The organism is Bradyrhizobium sp. CCBAU 45321, from assembly GCF_028128975.1.
GTDB lineage: Bacteria > Pseudomonadota > Alphaproteobacteria > Rhizobiales > Xanthobacteraceae > Bradyrhizobium > Bradyrhizobium yuanmingense.
In genome coordinates, this window is the sequence record NZ_LFKZ01000015.1 from 49,628 (window position 1) to 65,859 (window position 16,232).

At 64.1% G+C, this 16,232-nt stretch carries 16 protein-coding genes; all 16 read right to left on the reverse strand.

From position 1 onward, the window contains the following. Position 1: 1 nt before the first annotated feature. The 16 genes from nuoN to ACM43_RS03110 all read right to left on the reverse strand — a co-directional run bounded on the left by nuoN (position 2) and on the right by ACM43_RS03110 (position 15,689). Positions 2–1,438, reverse strand: a complete 1,437-nt coding sequence (nuoN, locus tag ACM43_RS03035; protein ID WP_225113103.1) for an NADH-quinone oxidoreductase subunit NuoN — start codon at positions 1,436–1,438, stop codon at positions 2–4. 22 nt (positions 1,439–1,460) lie between these two features. Then, on the reverse strand, positions 1,461–2,969 hold the full coding sequence (locus tag ACM43_RS03040) for an NADH-quinone oxidoreductase subunit M (RefSeq protein ID WP_036025336.1): 1,509 nt from the start codon (positions 2,967–2,969) through the stop codon (positions 1,461–1,463). Continuing rightward, entirely contained in the window at positions 2,970–5,069 is a 2,100-nt protein-coding gene (nuoL, locus tag ACM43_RS03045; protein ID WP_271538017.1) for an NADH-quinone oxidoreductase subunit L, read from the reverse strand. A 61-nt stretch (positions 5,070–5,130) separates the two neighbouring features. Continuing rightward, complete coding sequence (gene nuoK, locus ACM43_RS03050; RefSeq protein ID WP_036010170.1) at positions 5,131–5,439, reverse strand: NADH-quinone oxidoreductase subunit NuoK; 309 nt, start codon at positions 5,437–5,439, stop codon at positions 5,131–5,133. Continuing rightward, complete coding sequence (locus ACM43_RS03055; RefSeq protein WP_036010173.1) at positions 5,436–6,074, reverse strand: NADH-quinone oxidoreductase subunit J; 639 nt, start codon at positions 6,072–6,074, stop codon at positions 5,436–5,438. Before ACM43_RS03055 ends, nuoK begins: the two co-directional genes overlap by 4 nt. A gap of 9 nt (positions 6,075–6,083) precedes the next feature. Further along, positions 6,084–6,578: an NADH-quinone oxidoreductase subunit NuoI gene (gene nuoI / locus ACM43_RS03060; protein ID WP_157283556.1), complete on the reverse strand. Its 495-nt coding sequence runs from the start codon at positions 6,576–6,578 to the stop codon at positions 6,084–6,086. An 8-nt stretch (positions 6,579–6,586) separates the two neighbouring features. After that, positions 6,587–7,654 carry an NADH-quinone oxidoreductase subunit NuoH gene (gene nuoH / locus ACM43_RS03065; RefSeq protein ID WP_085969087.1) on the reverse strand — a complete coding sequence of 356 codons (1,068 nt, stop codon included), beginning with the start codon at positions 7,652–7,654 and terminating at the stop codon, positions 6,587–6,589. A 10-nt stretch (positions 7,655–7,664) separates the two neighbouring features. Then, positions 7,665–9,740, reverse strand: coding sequence for an NADH-quinone oxidoreductase subunit NuoG (nuoG, locus tag ACM43_RS03070; protein ID WP_271538018.1), 2,076 nt, complete (start codon positions 9,738–9,740; stop codon positions 7,665–7,667). A 5-nt stretch (positions 9,741–9,745) separates the two neighbouring features. Beyond that, positions 9,746–11,071 (reverse strand): NADH-quinone oxidoreductase subunit NuoF, encoded by a 1,326-nt coding sequence (nuoF, locus tag ACM43_RS03075; protein WP_036025343.1) that lies wholly within the window; start codon positions 11,069–11,071, stop codon positions 9,746–9,748. A gap of 15 nt (positions 11,072–11,086) precedes the next feature. Beyond that, a complete protein-coding gene (locus ACM43_RS03080) occupies positions 11,087–11,287 on the reverse strand; it encodes a hypothetical protein (RefSeq protein ID WP_157283554.1) in 201 nt (66 codons plus the stop codon). Next, on the reverse strand, positions 11,287–11,898 hold the full coding sequence (nuoE, locus tag ACM43_RS03085; protein WP_271538019.1) for an NADH-quinone oxidoreductase subunit NuoE: 612 nt from the start codon (positions 11,896–11,898) through the stop codon (positions 11,287–11,289). Before nuoE ends, ACM43_RS03080 begins: the two co-directional genes overlap by 1 nt. A gap of 12 nt (positions 11,899–11,910) precedes the next feature. Then, on the reverse strand, positions 11,911–12,918 hold the full coding sequence (locus tag ACM43_RS03090) for an FkbM family methyltransferase (RefSeq protein ID WP_271538243.1): 1,008 nt from the start codon (positions 12,916–12,918) through the stop codon (positions 11,911–11,913). Next, the gene (locus ACM43_RS03095; protein ID WP_036010192.1) at positions 12,918–14,114 is read right to left on the reverse strand and encodes an NADH-quinone oxidoreductase subunit D; all 1,197 of its coding nucleotides are present in this window, start codon (positions 14,112–14,114) and stop codon (positions 12,918–12,920) included. The genes ACM43_RS03090 and ACM43_RS03095 overlap by 1 nt, the downstream gene beginning before the upstream one ends. Positions 14,115–14,116: 2 nt before the next feature. Beyond that, complete coding sequence (locus ACM43_RS03100) at positions 14,117–14,731, reverse strand: NADH-quinone oxidoreductase subunit C (protein WP_036010195.1); 615 nt, start codon at positions 14,729–14,731, stop codon at positions 14,117–14,119. 11 nt (positions 14,732–14,742) lie between these two features. Then, entirely contained in the window at positions 14,743–15,327 is a 585-nt protein-coding gene (locus ACM43_RS03105; RefSeq protein WP_193760674.1) for a NuoB/complex I 20 kDa subunit family protein, read from the reverse strand. After that, positions 15,324–15,689: an NADH-quinone oxidoreductase subunit A gene (locus ACM43_RS03110; RefSeq protein WP_008136158.1), complete on the reverse strand. Its 366-nt coding sequence runs from the start codon at positions 15,687–15,689 to the stop codon at positions 15,324–15,326. The genes ACM43_RS03105 and ACM43_RS03110 overlap by 4 nt, the downstream gene beginning before the upstream one ends. Between the last annotated feature and the right edge of the window lie 543 nt (positions 15,690–16,232).

The window sequence follows — 16,232 nt, forward strand, 5'->3', positions numbered from 1 at the left end:
CCTAGAACAACGACTTTGCCGCGGCGGAGGCGACGCTCACCACGGGCCCCGCGAACAGCGCAAACAGCAGGTTGAACAGGCCAGCGACCGCCAGCACCGTCCGCACTTCGATGCGGACCGGATCGACCCGGCCCGCCGGCTCGTCGAAATACATCGTCTTGACGATCGCGAGATAATAGTAGGCGCCGACAACGCTGGTCAGCACGCCGATGACGGCAAGCGTGAACAGGTTCGCCTTGATGGCGGCGACGAAGACGTACCATTTGGCGAAGAAGCCGGCGAGCGGCGGAATGCCGGCGAGCGAGAACAGCAGCATCGCGAACATGAAGGCGAGCAGCGGATTGGTGCGCGACAGGCCGGCGAAATCGCTGATCTGCTCCACGGCCTGACCGTTGCGCTTCATGGCGAGAATGATCGAGAACGAGCCGAGCGTCATCGCGACATAGATCACGATGTACATCAACACGCCCTGTGCGCCTTCCACCGTGCCGGAGGCAAGGCCGACCAGCGCAAAGCCCATGTGGCCGATCGACGAATAGGCCATCAGGCGCTTGATGTTGCTCTGGCCGATCGCGGCGAAGGAGCCGAGCGCCATCGAGGCGATCGACACGAAGACCAGGATCTGCTGCCATTGCGAGACGATGCCGGGGAATGCGGTGAGCGTCACGCGGGTGAAGACGGCGAGCGCGGCGACCTTCGGCGCGGACGCGAAGAAGGCGGTGACCGGGGTCGGCGCACCCTCGTAGACGTCAGGCGTCCACATGTGGAACGGCACGGCCGAGACCTTGAAGCAGAGGCCGACGAGCAGGAAGACCAGGCCGAAGACGAGGCCGACATTCGAGACCGTCGCGGCCGCGGCAATGCCGGTGAAGCTCACCGTGCCGGTGAAGCCATAGACCAGCGACGCCCCGTACAGCAGCATGCCCGAGGACAGCGCGCCGAGCACGAAGTACTTCAGGCCGGCTTCGGTCGACTTGGCGTTGTCGCGGTTCGAGGCCGCGACGACATAGAGCGCCAGCGACATCAATTCGAGGCCGAGATAGAGCGAGATCAGGTCGCCGGCCGAGATCAGCACCATCATGCCGAGCGTCGAGAGCAGCACGAGGATGGCGTATTCGAAAATCCGGCGCGACGGGTCTGACAGGAACTCGGTCGACAGGACGAGCGTCACGGCCGAGCCGATCAGGGCCAGGATCTTCATGAAGCGGGCGAAGTCGTCGACGATGAAGCTGCCACCGAATGTTACCTGCTTTCCCGCGGGCTGCATGTAGACGAGCGCGCCGACCACGATCAGGAGCACCACCGCCAGCGACGTCACGGTCCTGGTCGTCTCCTGCCCGCGATAGGCGCCGAGCATCAGAAGCGCCATCGCGCCGACCGCGAGCACGAGCTCGGGCAGCACCGGCGCCAGTTGATAACCTGCAGTCGAAAAGCTCATGGCGATATCCTGACCTGCCCGATCACTGGAGCAGTGCGGCGGCCTTCACGGCCGTCACGGCGGTGTTGTAATTGTTGACGAGTTGCTGGACCGAGGCGGCCGACATGTCGAGCACCGGCTTCGGATAGACGCCGAACAGGATCGTCAGCGCGATCATCGGGAATAGAATGACGCACTCCCGCAAGGTGAGATCCTTCATGCTCGCCAGCTGCGGCTTAACCAGCGCCCCGAACACGACCTTGCGATAGAGCCATAGTGCGTAGGCCGCCGAGAGGATCACGCCGAAGCTGGCGAAGAACGCGGTCGGGATCGAGACCTTGAAGGTGCCGAGCAGCGTCATGAACTCGCCGACGAAGCCGCTGGTGCCGGGCAGACCGACATTGGCCATGGTGAACACCATGAAGGTCATCGCATAGAGCGGCATCCGGTTGACGAGGCCGCCATAGGCCGCGATCTCGCGGGTGTGCAGGCGGTCGTAGACGACGCCGACGCAGAGGAACAGCGCGCCGGAGACGATGCCGTGCGAGATCATCTGGAACACGCCGCCGGCGACGCCCTGCATGGTGCCGGCGAAGATGCCCATGGTGACAAAGCCCATATGCGCGACCGAGGAGTACGCGATCAGCTTCTTCATGTCCTCCTGCATCAGGGCGACCAGCGAGGTGTAGATGATGGCGATGGCCGAAAGCGTGAAGACCAGCGGCGCGAAGTCGTGCGAGGCCAGCGGGAACATCGGCAGCGAGAAGCGCAGGAAGCCGTAGCCGCCCATCTTCAGGAGGATCGCGGCGAGGACCACGGAGCCTGCGGTCGGTGCTTCGACGTGCGCATCGGGAAGCCAGGTGTGCACCGGCCACATCGGCATCTTCACCGCAAAGGACGCGAAGAAGGCGAGCCACGCCCAGGTCTGCAACGACCGCGGCACCGCGGTGTGCATCAGGGTCGGGATATCAGTGGTGCCGCCGTTCCAGTACAGCGCCATGATGGCGAGCAGCATCAGGACCGAGCCGAGCAGCGTGTAGAGAAAGAACTTGAACGAGGCATAGACCCGGCGCGGACCGCCCCAGACGCCGATGATCAGGAACATCGGGATCAGGCCGCCCTCGAAGAACAGGTAGAACAGCACGAGATCGAGCGCCGAGAAGGTGCCGATCATCAGCGTTTCCAGGATCAGGAACGCCATCATGTATTCGCGGACGCGGTTGGTGATCGCCTTCCAGCTCGCGACGATGCAGAACGGCATCACGGCGGTGGTGAGGATCACGAGCGGCAGCGAGATGCCGTCGACGCCCATGTGGTAGGTGATGCCGGTGGCGAGCCAGTTCGCCTTCTCGACGAACTGGAAGTCGGGGTTGCTGGGGTCGAAGCGCATGACCAGGATCACCGACACCGCGAAGGTGATCAGCGTGGTCCAGAGCGCGATCCAGCGCGAATTGCGCCGCGCCGCCTCGTCGTCACCGCGGCTCAGATAGACGATCAGCGCGCCGACCAGGGGCAGGAACGTCGTGACCGAAAGAATGGGCCAGGTTGTCATTTACTGGCCTCCAAAGCCGAACATGAACCAGGTGATCAGGCCGGCGGCGCCGATCAGCATGGCGAATGCATAGTGATAGAGATAGCCGGTCTGGATCTTGACGACGTTGCGGGTGACGTCCAGCACGCGGGCCGAGACGCCGTCGGGGCCGAAGCCGTCGATGATGAAGCCGTCGCCCTTCTTCCAGAGCTGGTAGCCGATCCACTTCGCCGGACGGACGAAGATGATGTCGTAGAGCTCGTCGAAGTACCATTTGTTGAGCAGGAACTGGTACAGCATCGGCTGGGTGTTCGCGAGCTCGACCGGCAGATAGGGCCGGCGGATGTAGAACAGGTAGGAGACGAGGAAGCCCAGCACCATCATCACCGTCGGCAGGAAGGCGATGGTCTGCGGGATGTGATGCATCTCCTCGATGATGTGCGGGTTCATCTTCACGGACTCGCGGAAGAACTCCTCGACCCCGTGACCGGCGAACAGCTCCTTGAACGGCAGGCCGGCGACGAACGAGCCGACTGCGAGCACGCCGATCGGGATCAGGATCCAGAGCGGAGCCTCATGCGCGGCCTCGTAATGATGCTCGTCATGCGGCTCGCCGTGGAAGGTCTTGAAGATCAGGCGCCAGGAGTAGAACGAGGTCAGGCCGGCGGCGATGATCGTCATCAGGAAGCCGTACACCGCGAACGGATTGTGCGAGGCGTAGGCGGACTCGATGATCGCGTCCTTGGAGAAGTAGCCGGCGGTGAGCGGGAAGCCGGTCAGCGCCAGCGTGCCGACCACCATCACCGCATAGGTGTAGGGAATCTTCTTCCAGAGGCCGCCCATGTTGCGGATGTCCTGCTCGTGGTGCATCGCGTAGATCACCGAGCCGGAGCCTAGGAACAGCAGCGCCTTGAAGAAGGCGTGGGTGAACAGGTGGAACATGCCGACCGAATAGGCCCCCGCCCCCATCGCCACGAACATGTAGCCGAGCTGCGAACAGGTCGAATAGGCGACGATGCGCTTGATGTCGTTCTGGACGAGGCCGATGGTCGCGGCAAAGAACGCCGTGGTCGCGCCGAAGAACATCACGACGGCCTGGGCATTCGGAGCGAGCTCGAACAGCGGCGACAGGCGCGCCACCATGAAGACGCCGGCGGTAACCATGGTCGCGGCGTGGATCAGCGCCGACACCGGGGTCGGGCCTTCCATCGCGTCCGGCAACCAGGTGTGCAGCAGGAACTGGGCGGACTTGCCCATCGCGCCCATGAACAGCAACAGGCAGGTCAGGGTCAGCGCGTCGGCGTGCCAGCCGAGGAAGTTGATGGTCTTGCCGGTGAGGCCGGGCGCGGCGTGGAAGATGGTCTCGAAGTCGGTCGAGCCGACCAGCATGAAGACCGCGAAGATGCCGAGCGCGAAGCCGAAGTCGCCGACGCGGTTGACCACGAAGGCCTTGATGGCGGCGGCGTTCGCCGACGGCTTCTGGTACCAGAAGCCGATCAAGAGATAGCTGGCGAGACCCACGCCTTCCCAGCCGAAGAACAGCTGCACCAAATTGTCCGCCGTCACCAGCATCAGCATGGCGAAGGTGAACAGCGAGAGATAGCCGAAGAAACGCGGCCGGTTCGGGTCCTCGTCCATGTAGCCGATGGAATAGAGGTGCACGAGCGAGGAGACGGTCGTCACCACTACCAGCATCACGGCCGTGAGCGTATCGACGCGCAGCGTCCACCAGACCTGGAGATCGCCGGAGAAGATCCAGGGCAGCAGCTGGATCCTGTAGTCGTGATGCATGAAGCCGACGTCGACCAGCGTCATCCAGGACAAGGCCGCCGAGACGAACAGCAGCCCGGTGGTGATCAGCTCGGCTGCGCGCGAGCCCGCTGCCGGCGGCTCGGTCGGGGCATGGCCGTGATCGTCGTGAGCGTCGTCGTGATGGCTCTCGTGGATGACGGAGGCATCCTCGTTGATCTTGTCGGACGCATGGGCATGAGCGCCATGGCCGTGGTCGCCGTGATGCTCGAGCTCGTCGCCCGAGGGGTTGCGGGCATGCGCGCCGAACAGCGCGATCAGGCCAGCCAGAATGGCGCCCAGCAGAGGCAGAAAGACAATTGCCTGAACCATGACTTACTCTTTCCGCATGATCTGATCGGAAAACCGGCGTCCACTTTTCCGGATCATGCGCTCAGCCCTTCATCAGATTGACGTCCTCAACCGCGATCGAGCCGCGGTTGCGGAAATAGACCACCAGGATGGCGAGACCGATCGCAGCTTCGGCAGCCGCGACCGTCAGCACCAGCAGCGCGAAGACCTGGCCGACGATGTCGCCGAGGAAGCTCGAGAACGCCACGAGGTTGATGTTGACCGAGAGCAGGATCAGCTCGATCGACATCAGGATGACGATGATGTTCTTGCGGTTCAGGAAGATGCCGAGGATGCCGAGCGTGAACAGGATCGCGCCGACCGCCAGATAATGTCCGAGCCCGATCGTCATTTCACCCACTCCGCCGCATCCGCGTCCGAGAGCCCCTGCCCCGGCGCCACCTTGCGCACCGCCATCGCGATGTCGGGCGTGCGCGCGTTCTGAACGTTGATGTCCTGCCGCTTGACCTTCTCCTTGTGGCGCAGCGTCAGCACGATGGCGCCGATCATGGCGACCAGGAGCACCATGCCCGAGAGCTGGAAGTAGTGGATGTACTTCGTATAGAGCACGAGACCGAGCGCCTCGGTGTTGCTGACGTTGGCCGGGATCGCCGCCGTGATCGTCTTGGAGACGCCGGGATTGATGACCCAGAAGCCGACGGTGAGCAGCAACTCGAACATGAAGATGCCGCCGATCACGAGGCCGACTGGCAGGTACTCGATGAAGCCCTCGCGCAGCTCGAGGAAGTCGACGTCGAGCATCATGATCACGAACAGGAACAGCACCGCGACCGCGCCGACATAGACGACGATCAGCATCATGCCGAGGAACTCGGCGCCCATCAGCACGAACAGGCCAGAGGCGTTGACGAAGGCCAGGATCAGGTACAGCACGGAGTGCACGGGATTGCGCGAGACAATCACCATCACGGCCGAGGCGACGCAGACGCCGGCGAAGAGATAAAAGAACAGCGCGGGAAGGATCATGCCCTCACCTCACCGGTACGGCGCGTCGAGCTCGATCGCCTTGGCGATCTCGCGTTCCCAGCGGTCGCCGTTGGCGAGCAGCTTGGCCTTGTCATAATAGAGTTCCTCGCGGGTCTCGGTCGCGAACTCGAAGTTCGGGCCCTCGACGATGGCATCGACCGGACAGGCCTCCTGGCAGAGGCCGCAATAGATGCACTTCACCATGTCGATGTCGTAGCGCACGGTGCGGCGGGTGCCGTCGTTGCGGCGCGGGCCGGCCTCGATGGTGATGGCCTGCGCCGGGCAGACCGCCTCGCACAGCTTGCAGGCGATGCAGCGCTCTTCGCCGTTCGGATAGCGCCGCAGCGCGTGCTCGCCGCGGAAGCGGGGCGAGATCGGGCCCTTCTCGAACGGATAGTTCAGCGTCGGCTTCGGCTGGAAGAAATAACGCATGGCGAGGAAGAACGCCGAGACGAATTCCGACAGCAGAAGCGAGCGTGCAGTGGCGTTGACGTTGATACCCATGACGGCCCTCACTTCGGCGCGATGCCGGCGAAATGCAGCACGCCGGCCACCACGATCACCATCGCCAGCGACAGCGGCAGGAACACCTTCCAGCCGAGGCGCATCAATTGATCGTAGCGGTAGCGCGGCACGATCGCCTTCGCCATCGCGAACAGGAAGAACATGAAGAACAATTTCAGCGAGAACCAGATGATCCCCGGCACCCAGTTGAAGGGCGGCAGGTCCACCGGCGGCAGCCAGCCTCCGAGGAACAGGATGGTCGCCAGCGCACACATCGTGACGATTGCGACATACTCGCCGAGCATGAACAAGAGGTACGGCGTCGAGCCGTACTCGACCATGAAGCCGGCGACGAGCTCGGATTCGGCTTCGACGAGGTCGAATGGCGGACGGTTGGTTTCCGCCAGCGCCGAGACGTAGAACACCACGAACATCGGGAACAGCGGCCAGACGTACCAATTCAGGATCGTCAGCTGCGGCAGCCCGATCAGGCTGGCGAGGCCACGCGCGTGCTGGGCCTCGACCACCGCCGTCAGGTTCAGCGTGCCGGCGCAGAGCAGCACGGTGATGATGACGAAGCCGATCGAGACTTCGTAGGACACCATCTGCGCGGCCGAGCGCAGCGCGGCGAGGAAGGGGTATTTCGAGTTCGACGACCAGCCGGCCATGATGATGCCGTAGATCGACAGCGACGAGATCGCGAAGATGAAGAGGACGCCGACATTGATGTCGGCGATCACCCAGCCGAGATTGGTCGGGATCACGGCCCAGGCGGCGAGCGCGAGCACGCATGAGACCAAGGGAGCAAGAAGAAACACGCCCTTGTTGGCGCCGGCCGGGATGATCGGCTCCTTCAGCACGAACTTCAGCAGGTCGGCGAAGGACTGCAGCAGGCCCCACGGGCCGACCACGTTCGGGCCGCGCCGGATCTGCACCGCCGCCCAGATCTTGCGGTCGGCGAGCAGGATGTAGGCGATCGCGACCAGCAGGACGACGAGCACGAGAACGCTCTGCGCGACCATGATGATCAGCGGCCAGAGGAACCCGGTCCAGAATGCGCTTTCGAAGAATTCCATCAGATCACGCTCACTCCGCTGCGGTCAGCATCTGCCCGGAGGCGAGGCGCGAGCATTCCGCCATCACGGCGGACGCACGCGCGATTGGGTTGGTCAAATAGAAGTCCTCGACCAGAGGCTTGAACGGCGCCTTCTCGGGCGAGCCGCCCTTCCCCGCCAGCTTCTTGATCTGGTCGGCCGAGCCGGCCTCGATCTGGTCGAGACGGATGAGATGCGGCACGGCCTTGAACATCGCCTGGCGCAGCTGCGCAAGCGAGTCGTAGCCGAGCTTCTTGCCGAGCGCTTCCGACAGCGCGCGGATGATCGCCCAGTCCTCGCGGGCCTCGCCCGGCGGGAACGCGGCGCGGCCCGTCATCTGCACGCGGCCTTCGGTGTTGACGTAGATCGCGGATTTCTCGGTGTAGGCGGCCGCCGGCAGGATGACGTCGGCGCGGTGTGCGCCGCGATCACCATGGGTGCCGATATAGACGACGAAAGTGCCGTCCGGCGCCTTGATCTCGTCGGCGCCGAGCAGGAACAGCAAGTCGAGCGTGCCGAAGGTCGTCATCTGCGCAGCATTGAGGCCGCCGCTGGTTGCGGCAAAGCCGATGTCGAGCGCGCCGACGCGCGAGGCGGTCTCGTGCAGCACGCCAAAACCGTTCCAGCCGTCCTTGACTGCGCCGACATCGAGCGCGAGCTTGGCGCTGGCGGCGAGAATGGCGGCGCCGTCGTGACGGGCGGCCGCGCCCGCACCGACCAGGATGATCGGTTTCTCAGCGTTCTTCAGCACGTCCATGAAGGAATGCTTGCCGGCCGCGAGCTCGGCCAGCGTCTCGGTACCGGCACCGAGATGGTCGAAATCATAGGTCAGGTCGGCCTTGGCACCGATCACGCCGACCTTGAAGCCGCCGGCGCGCCAGCGCTTGCGGATGCGGGCGTTGAACACGGCCGCCTCTTTCCGCGGGTTCGCGCCGATGATGAGCAGCGCGTCGGCCTGCTCGACGCCGGCGAGCGTCGGATTGAAGATGTAGGAGCCGCGGCCGAGCGCGGGATCGAAGGCATCGCCGCCTTGCACCGCCAGATTGCTCGAGCCGTATTTGCCGAGCAGGTCCTTCAGCGCGAACATCTCCTCGACGCCGGCGAGATCGCCTGCGATCGCGCCGATGCGCTTGCCGTCGGTGCGCGCCGCCTTGGCGGCGATCGCAGCGAAGGCCTCGGTCCAGCTCGCTGCGCGCAGCTTGCCGGCTTCGCGGATATAGGGCCGGTCGAGACGCTGGGTGCGCAGGCCATCGACCACGTGCCGGGTCTTGTCGGAGATCCACTCCTCGTTCACGGCCTCGTTGATGCGCGGCAGGATCCGCATCACCTCGCGGCCGCGGGTGTCGACGCGGATCGCAGAGCCGACGCCGTCCATGACGTCGATCGACTGGGTCTTGCCGAGCTCCCACGGGCGCGCCGCGAAGGCATAGGGCTTCGAGGTGAGCGCGCCGACCGGGCAGATGTCGACGAGGTTGCCCTGCAATTCGGACGTCAGCGCGTGCTCGAGATAGGTCGTGATCTCCATGTCCTCGCCGCGGCCCGTGGCGCCCATCTCGGGCGCGCCGGCGACTTCCGCCGAAAAGCGGACGCAGCGCGTGCACTGGATGCAGCGGTTCATCGAGGTCTTGACCAGCGCGCCGAGATATTTGTCCTCGACCGCGCGCTTGTTCTCGGCGAAGCGGCTGGTGTCGACACCATAGCCCATCGCTTGGTCCTGCAGGTCGCACTCGCCGCCCTGGTCGCAGATCGGGCAGTCCAAGGGATGGTTGATCAGAAGGAATTCCATCACGCCTTCGCGTGCCTTCTTCACCATCGGCGAACGCGTCGAAATCTCCGGCGGCTCGCCCTTGGGGCCCGGACGGCAATCGCGCACGCCCCAGGCGCAGCTCGCGACCGGCTTCGGGCCGCCCTTCACCTCGACGAGACACATCCGGCAATTGCCGGCGATCGACAGCCGCTCGTGATAGCAGAAGCGCGGAATCTCGGCGCCGGCCGCCTCGCACGCCTGAAGCAGCGTGTACTCGGCGGGGACATCGATCTCTTTGCCGTCGATGATGAGCTTGGTCATGTCTCTTACTCCGCCGCGACCATGTTCACGGGATCGCGGACGCCGATGTCATCGACATCGGCCTTGTGCGAATATTGGTCGATGCGCGCTTCGATCTCGTGGCGGAAGTGCGTGATCAGGCCCTGGATCGGCCAGGCCGCGGCGTCGCCGAGCGCGCAGATGGTGTGGCCTTCGACCTGCTTGGTGACCTCGAGCAGCATGTCGATCTCGCGTTTGTGGGCGCGGCCTTCGGCCATGCGGGTCAGCACGCGCCACATCCAGCCCGTGCCCTCGCGGCACGGCGTGCACTGGCCGCAGCTCTCGTGCTTGTAGAAATAGGAGATGCGGGCGATCGCACGGATCAGGTCGGTCGACTTGTCCATTACGATCACCGCGGCGGTGCCGAGGCCCGAGCGCAGCTTGCTCAAGCTATCGAAATCCATCGGCGTGTCGATGATCTGCTCGGCCGGCACCATGCGCACCGACGAGCCGCCGGGGATCACGGCCTTGAGGTTGTCCCAGCCGCCGCGAATGCCGCCGCAATGCTTCTCGATCAGCTCACGGAACGGGATGCCCATGGCCTCTTCGACGTTGCAGGGCCGCTCGACATGGCCGGAGATGCAGAACAGCTTGGTGCCGACATTGTTCGGGCGGCCGATGCCGGCGAACCACGCCGCGCCGCGGCGCAGGATATCGGGCGCAACGGCGATGGACTCGACGTTGTTGACGGTGGTCGGGCAGCCGAACAGACCGACATTCGCCGGGAACGGCGGCTTCAGCCGCGGCTGGCCCTTCTTGCCCTCGAGGCTTTCGAGCAGCGCGGTCTCCTCGCCGCAGATATAGGCGCCGGCGCCGTGGGCGACGTAGAGGTCGAACGGCCAGCCGTTGAGATTGTCCTTGCCGATCAGCTTGGCCTCGTAGGCCTGGTCGATCGCGGCTTGAAGGCGCTCGCGCTCGCGGATGAACTCGCCGCGGACATAGATGTAGCAGGCATGCGCATTCATCGCGAAGCTCGCGATCAGGCAGCCCTCGACCAACAGATGCGGATCATGCCGCATGATCTCGCGGTCCTTGCAGGTGCCGGGCTCGGATTCGTCGGCGTTGACGACGAGATAGCTCGGACGGCCGTCGGTCGATTCCTTCGGCATGAAGGACCACTTGAGACCGGTCGGGAAGCCGGCGCCGCCGCGGCCGCGCAGGCCCGAGGCCTTCATCTCGTTGATGATCCAGTCGCGGCCCTTGTCGATGATGTTCTTGGTGCCATCCCAAGCGCCACGACGCCGCGCACCCTCGAGCCCCCAATCATGGAGGCCGTAGAGGTTCTTGAAGATGCGGTCCTTGTCCTCGAGCATATCAGTGCTTTCCGATCAACGAATGGACTGCTTGTAGGCAAGTCCGGCGGCGCAGACGGCGAAGAACAGCGCCCAGAGCAGACTGGTCTCCTGCGAGGCGTTCATGAAGAAACGCTGCAGCAGGAACATGAAAGCAGCCGCGATCGCGGCGTGCATGGCGACAAAGCCCCATTTCTTCACGGCCGCGGTCCCTCCGGTTATGGCGAGATCACGCATCAGGTGATCTCCTTGAGCGTGGTCGGTCCTGATATCGGCGCCGAGAATTGGCGGCCGTTCTGCGGACCGGGCTTGGGCGGATTGCCCGAAGCGAAGCCATCGAGCACCTTGCCAAAGCTTTCCTTGGTCAGGTCCTCATAGGTGTCCTTGCCGATCAGCACCATCGGCGCGTTCACGCAGGCGCCCAGGCACTCCACCTCCTCCCAGCTGAAATTGCCGTCCTTGGAGAGATGGAAGGGCTCGTGATGGATGCGGTGCTCGCAGACGTGGATCAGATCCTCGGCGCCGCGTAGCCGGCACGGCGTGGTGCCGCAGACCTGGACGTGGGCCTTCTTGCCGACGGGGGCGAGCTGGAACATGGTGTAGAAGGTCGCGACTTCCAGCACGCGGATATAGGGCATGTCGAGCATGTCGGCGATGACGCGGATCGCGGCTTCCGACACCCAACCCTCGTTCTGCTCCTGCGCACGCCAGAGGATGGCGATGACGGCGGAGGCCTGACGGCCTTCGGGATATTTCGCGATCTGCTGCCGGGCGAATGCGAGGTTCTCCTCCGTGAACGCAAAGCTCGCGGGCTGGACTTCCTTCGGTGCTAATCGGCGAACGGACATCTCTTCAATCTCTCACTGCATGCGGCGCGCGGACTTGGCATTCAGATTCTTGGCATTCAGATTTTTGGTATCCAGGTTCTTGGCGTTCATGGCCTCGATCCTGTCCTGCCAGAATGCGCTTGCGGTGCCGAAAACGTTGTAGCCGACGTGGGTCGAGACCTTGATGCGGTCGAGGATCGACAGCTCGGTCACGGTCTCCATGCGGTTGCTGCGCGGATCGAACACGATCAGCTTCAGCGGGGTCTGTTCGAGGATGAAGCGCGACACGGCGTGAGAACGGTCGCTGCCGTGCTCCTCGCACATGATGACGCTGTCGGCCTGCAGCAGTCGCGCCCCGCCCTTGATCGCCTCGATCTCGACGCCCTCGACGTCGAGCTTGATGAGGTACTTGCCGCTCGCAGCGATCTTGCCGTCATCGATCAGATCGTCGAGCGCGATCACCGGGACCTCCTCGCCGCCCACCGACTGATCGCCGGCGATGCTGAAGGCCTCGTGCTTGGTGCCCGACAGGCGCGCGGTGCCGCGCGCCGCGCCGATGGCGCATTTCATGGTCTCGAAGCGGCCAGCGTTGATGCGGGCATTGTTGGCGAGCTTCGAATAGTTCTGGCCCGACGGCTCGATCGCAATCGCCTTGTGCGCGCCGAACGGCTTACTCGAGACCAGCACCGACCAATAACCGTAATTGGCGCCGCAATCGAGCAGCGTGTAGTCGACGTCGATAGAATCGGCGAACAAGAGCTCGAGCTCGTCCTCGTAAATGTAGGAGCGGTTGAGCAGCTTGCTCCAATAGCCGTCGCCGTAAGGGAATTCGAACACCGCGTCGGGATTGAGCCTGATCGCGATGTTGCGCTCGGGCAGCGTCTTGCGCAGCAAATTCGCGCAGGCGATGTAGCCCATGTGCGAGAAGTGCGAGGAGATCTTCGATCCCGTCACCAGCGCCAAGGCAGCCGTCCGCTCCCACAGGTTGGCCCCTTCAAGGGCCCCCGAGGCACGGTCAAACTGGATCGGCGCCTGCGCCATCACCGATCGACCTCTCCGAACACGATGTCGAGCGAGCCGAGGATCGCCGAGACGTCGGCGAGCAGATGGCCGCGGCAGATGTGGTCCATGGCCTGCAGATGCGCAAAGCCCGGCGCGCGGATCTTGCACTTGTAGGGCTTGTTGGTGCCGTCGGCGACGAGATAGACGCCGAACTCGCCCTTGGGCGCCTCGACCGCGGCGTAGACCTCGCCGGCCGGCACGTGGACGCCTTCGGTGTAGAGCTTGAAGTGGTGGATCAGCGCTTCCATCGAGCGCTTCATCTCGCCGCGGCGCGGCGGCGCGACCTTGTTGTCTTCGACGACGACCGGGCCCTTGCCGTCGGGCGCGTTCAGCTTCTGGATGCACTGCTTCATGATGCGCACGGACTGGCGCATCTCTTCCATGCGGATCAAATAGCGGTCGTAGCAGTCACCGTTCTTGCCGATCGGGATGTCGAAATCCATCTCGGCGTAGCATTCATAGGGCTGCGACTTGCGCAAGTCCCAGGCCGCACCCGAGCCGCGCACCATCACACCCGAGAAACCCCATTCCCAGGCTTCCTTCAGCGGCACCACGCCGATATCGACGTTGCGCTGCTTGAAGATGCGGTTGGCGGTGAGCAGACGGTCGAGATCGTCGACCACCTTGAGGAACGGATCGCACCAGGCCTCGATGTCGTCGACCAGCTTCTGCGGCAGGTCCTGATGCACGCCGCCGATACGGAAATAAGCCGCATGCATGCGGCTGCCCGAGGCGCGCTCGTAGAACACCATCAGCTTCTCGCGCTCTTCGAAGCCCCACAGCGGCGGGGTCAGCGCGCCGACGTCCATCGCCTGCGTGGTGACGTTGAGCAGATGCGAGAGGATGCGGCCGATCTCGCAATAGAGCACGCGGATCAGCTGGCCGCGGCGCGGCACCTCGATGCCGAGCAGCTTTTCTGCGGCGAGGCAAAAGGCGTGCTCCTGGTTCATCGGCGCGACGTAATCGAGGCGGTCGAAATAAGGGATCGCCTGCAAGTACGTCTTCTGCTCGATCAGCTTCTCGGTGCCGCGGTGAAGCAGGCCGATATGCGGATCAACGCGCTCGACGACTTCGCCGTCCAGCTCCAGCACAAGGCGCAGCACGCCGTGCGCCGCCGGGTGTTGCGGTCCGAAGTTGATGGTGAAGTTGCGGAGGTTCTGCGGTTGCTCGTTCATGATCAGACCTTCGGCCCCGCTTTTTCATCGCCCGGAAGCACCGGATAGTCGGCTCCTTCCCAAGGAGACAAAAAGTCGAATTTGCGGAATTCCTGGTTGAGCCGGACCGGCTCGTACACCACCCGCTTCTCCTGGTCGTCGTAGCGGACCTCGACGAAGCCGGTGAGCGGGAAATCCTTGCGCAGCGGATGGCCCTCGAAGCCGTAGTCGGTGAGGATGCGGCGCATGTCGGGATGGCCGACGAAGAACACGCCGTAGAGGTCGTAGGCTTCGCGCTCGAACCAGTCGGCGCCCGGGAAGACGTCGATCAGCGAGGGCACCTGCGTGGTCTCGTCGGCTTGCGCCTTGAGCCGGATGCGCGCGTTCAGCGTCGGCGACAGGAAGTGATAGATCACGTCGAAGCGCTTCTCGCGATCCGGATAGTCCACCGCCGTGATGTCGGTGATGTTGACGAACCGGCAGTTCGGGTCATCGCGGAGGTACTTGACCACCTCGACGATCCTGGCGGCCTCGACGTCCACGGTGAGCTGGTTGAAGGCCACCGAGTGACCGGTCGCGGCGCCCGGAAGCGCGCTAACGATCGTCTGCCCCAGGGCGTCGAGCTTGGCGTCGTCCATGACGTAAAACCTTAGCGTTCGATGGTGCCGGTGCGCCGGATCTTCTTCTGCAGCAGCAGCACGCCGTAGAGCAGCGCCTCCGCCGTGGGCGGGCAGCCCGGCACGTAGATGTCGATCGGCACGATGCGGTCGCAGCCGCGCACGACCGAGTAGGAATAGTGATAATAGCCGCCGCCATTGGCGCAGGAGCCCATCGAGATGACGTAGCGCGGCTCGGGCATCTGGTCGTAGACCTTGCGCAGCGCCGGCGCCATCTTGTTGGTCAGCGTTCCCGCAACGATCATCACGTCGGACTGACGCGGCGAGGCACGCGGGGCGAAGCCGAAGCGCTCGACGTCGTAGCGCGGCATCGAGACCTGCATCATCTCGACCGCGCAGCAGGCAAGACCGAAGGTCATCCACATCAACGAGCCGGTACGCGCCCAGGTGATGAGGTCGTCGGTCGCCGCCACGAAGAAGCCCTTGTCGGACAGCTCGGAATTGACCTCGAGGAAGAACGGATCATTGGCCCCGACTGGCTTGCCGGTCGACGGATCCAGAATGCCCTTCGGGGCCGGTGCGATCACCGGACCTGCGGACTGCGTATTCGGGTTCAATCCCATTCGAGGGCCCCTTTCTTCCATTCATAGGCGAACCCGACCGTCAGTACGGCGAGGAACACCACCATGGACCAGAAGCCGGTCGCGCCAAGCTTGCCGAACGCCACCGCCCAGGGAAACAGAAACGCCACCTCGAGATCGAAGATGATGAAGAGGATGGCGACGAGATAGAAGCGGACGTCGAACTTCATGCGGGCGTCGTCGAAGGCGTTGAAGCCGCACTCGTAGGCCGACAGCTTTTCGGGATCCGGCTGCTGGAACGCCACGATGAACGGCGCGATCAGCAGCACGAGGCCGATCAGGCCCGCTACCCCTATAAAGACGACGAGTGGAAGATAGTTCTGCAGAATGCCGCTCATTGGCGAGCCCTTTTCCCGCAGCCTCGGGACAGCCACGGATTCGTCCGATTTGGAATTATTCTGAGCCTTAGCGCAGTGCACCAATGGGCGCAAGACACGCTCTTTTCAGGCCCTTTGCCGCCCCCAGAACGGTGAAAATCCCGGAATCACCCCGCGGCTGGTATGGAGCAGATCGCCCCACCCAGCAAGGGCTGCCACGGTCTCGCAGGTCAGCCGTTCTGAGATTGCGGCACTCGGGCCGAGGCAGCTACTCGCTGCGCGCTGACCGACCAAATGCTCGGGTTTTCGGTGCGGCAGTGCAGCGCCGTAGGGGCAACTTCCCCCGTTGTCGCGGCGACAGATTTGCCGATCGGCGCGGCCCCGACACCAATGCTGGTGCCGCCGCCTCAGGTGCAGGAAAGACCTGTCCACAGCTCAGAGTAATCAGAGGAGCCATGCGTCATCACGGGACCGGGGCTCGTCCGGCGAATGTGCCCGCGATTGGCTCCCAGCCGGCCGCGAGCGCGGCGGCGGCGACCTGCCGGTCGCGCGCGCCGCGCTCGG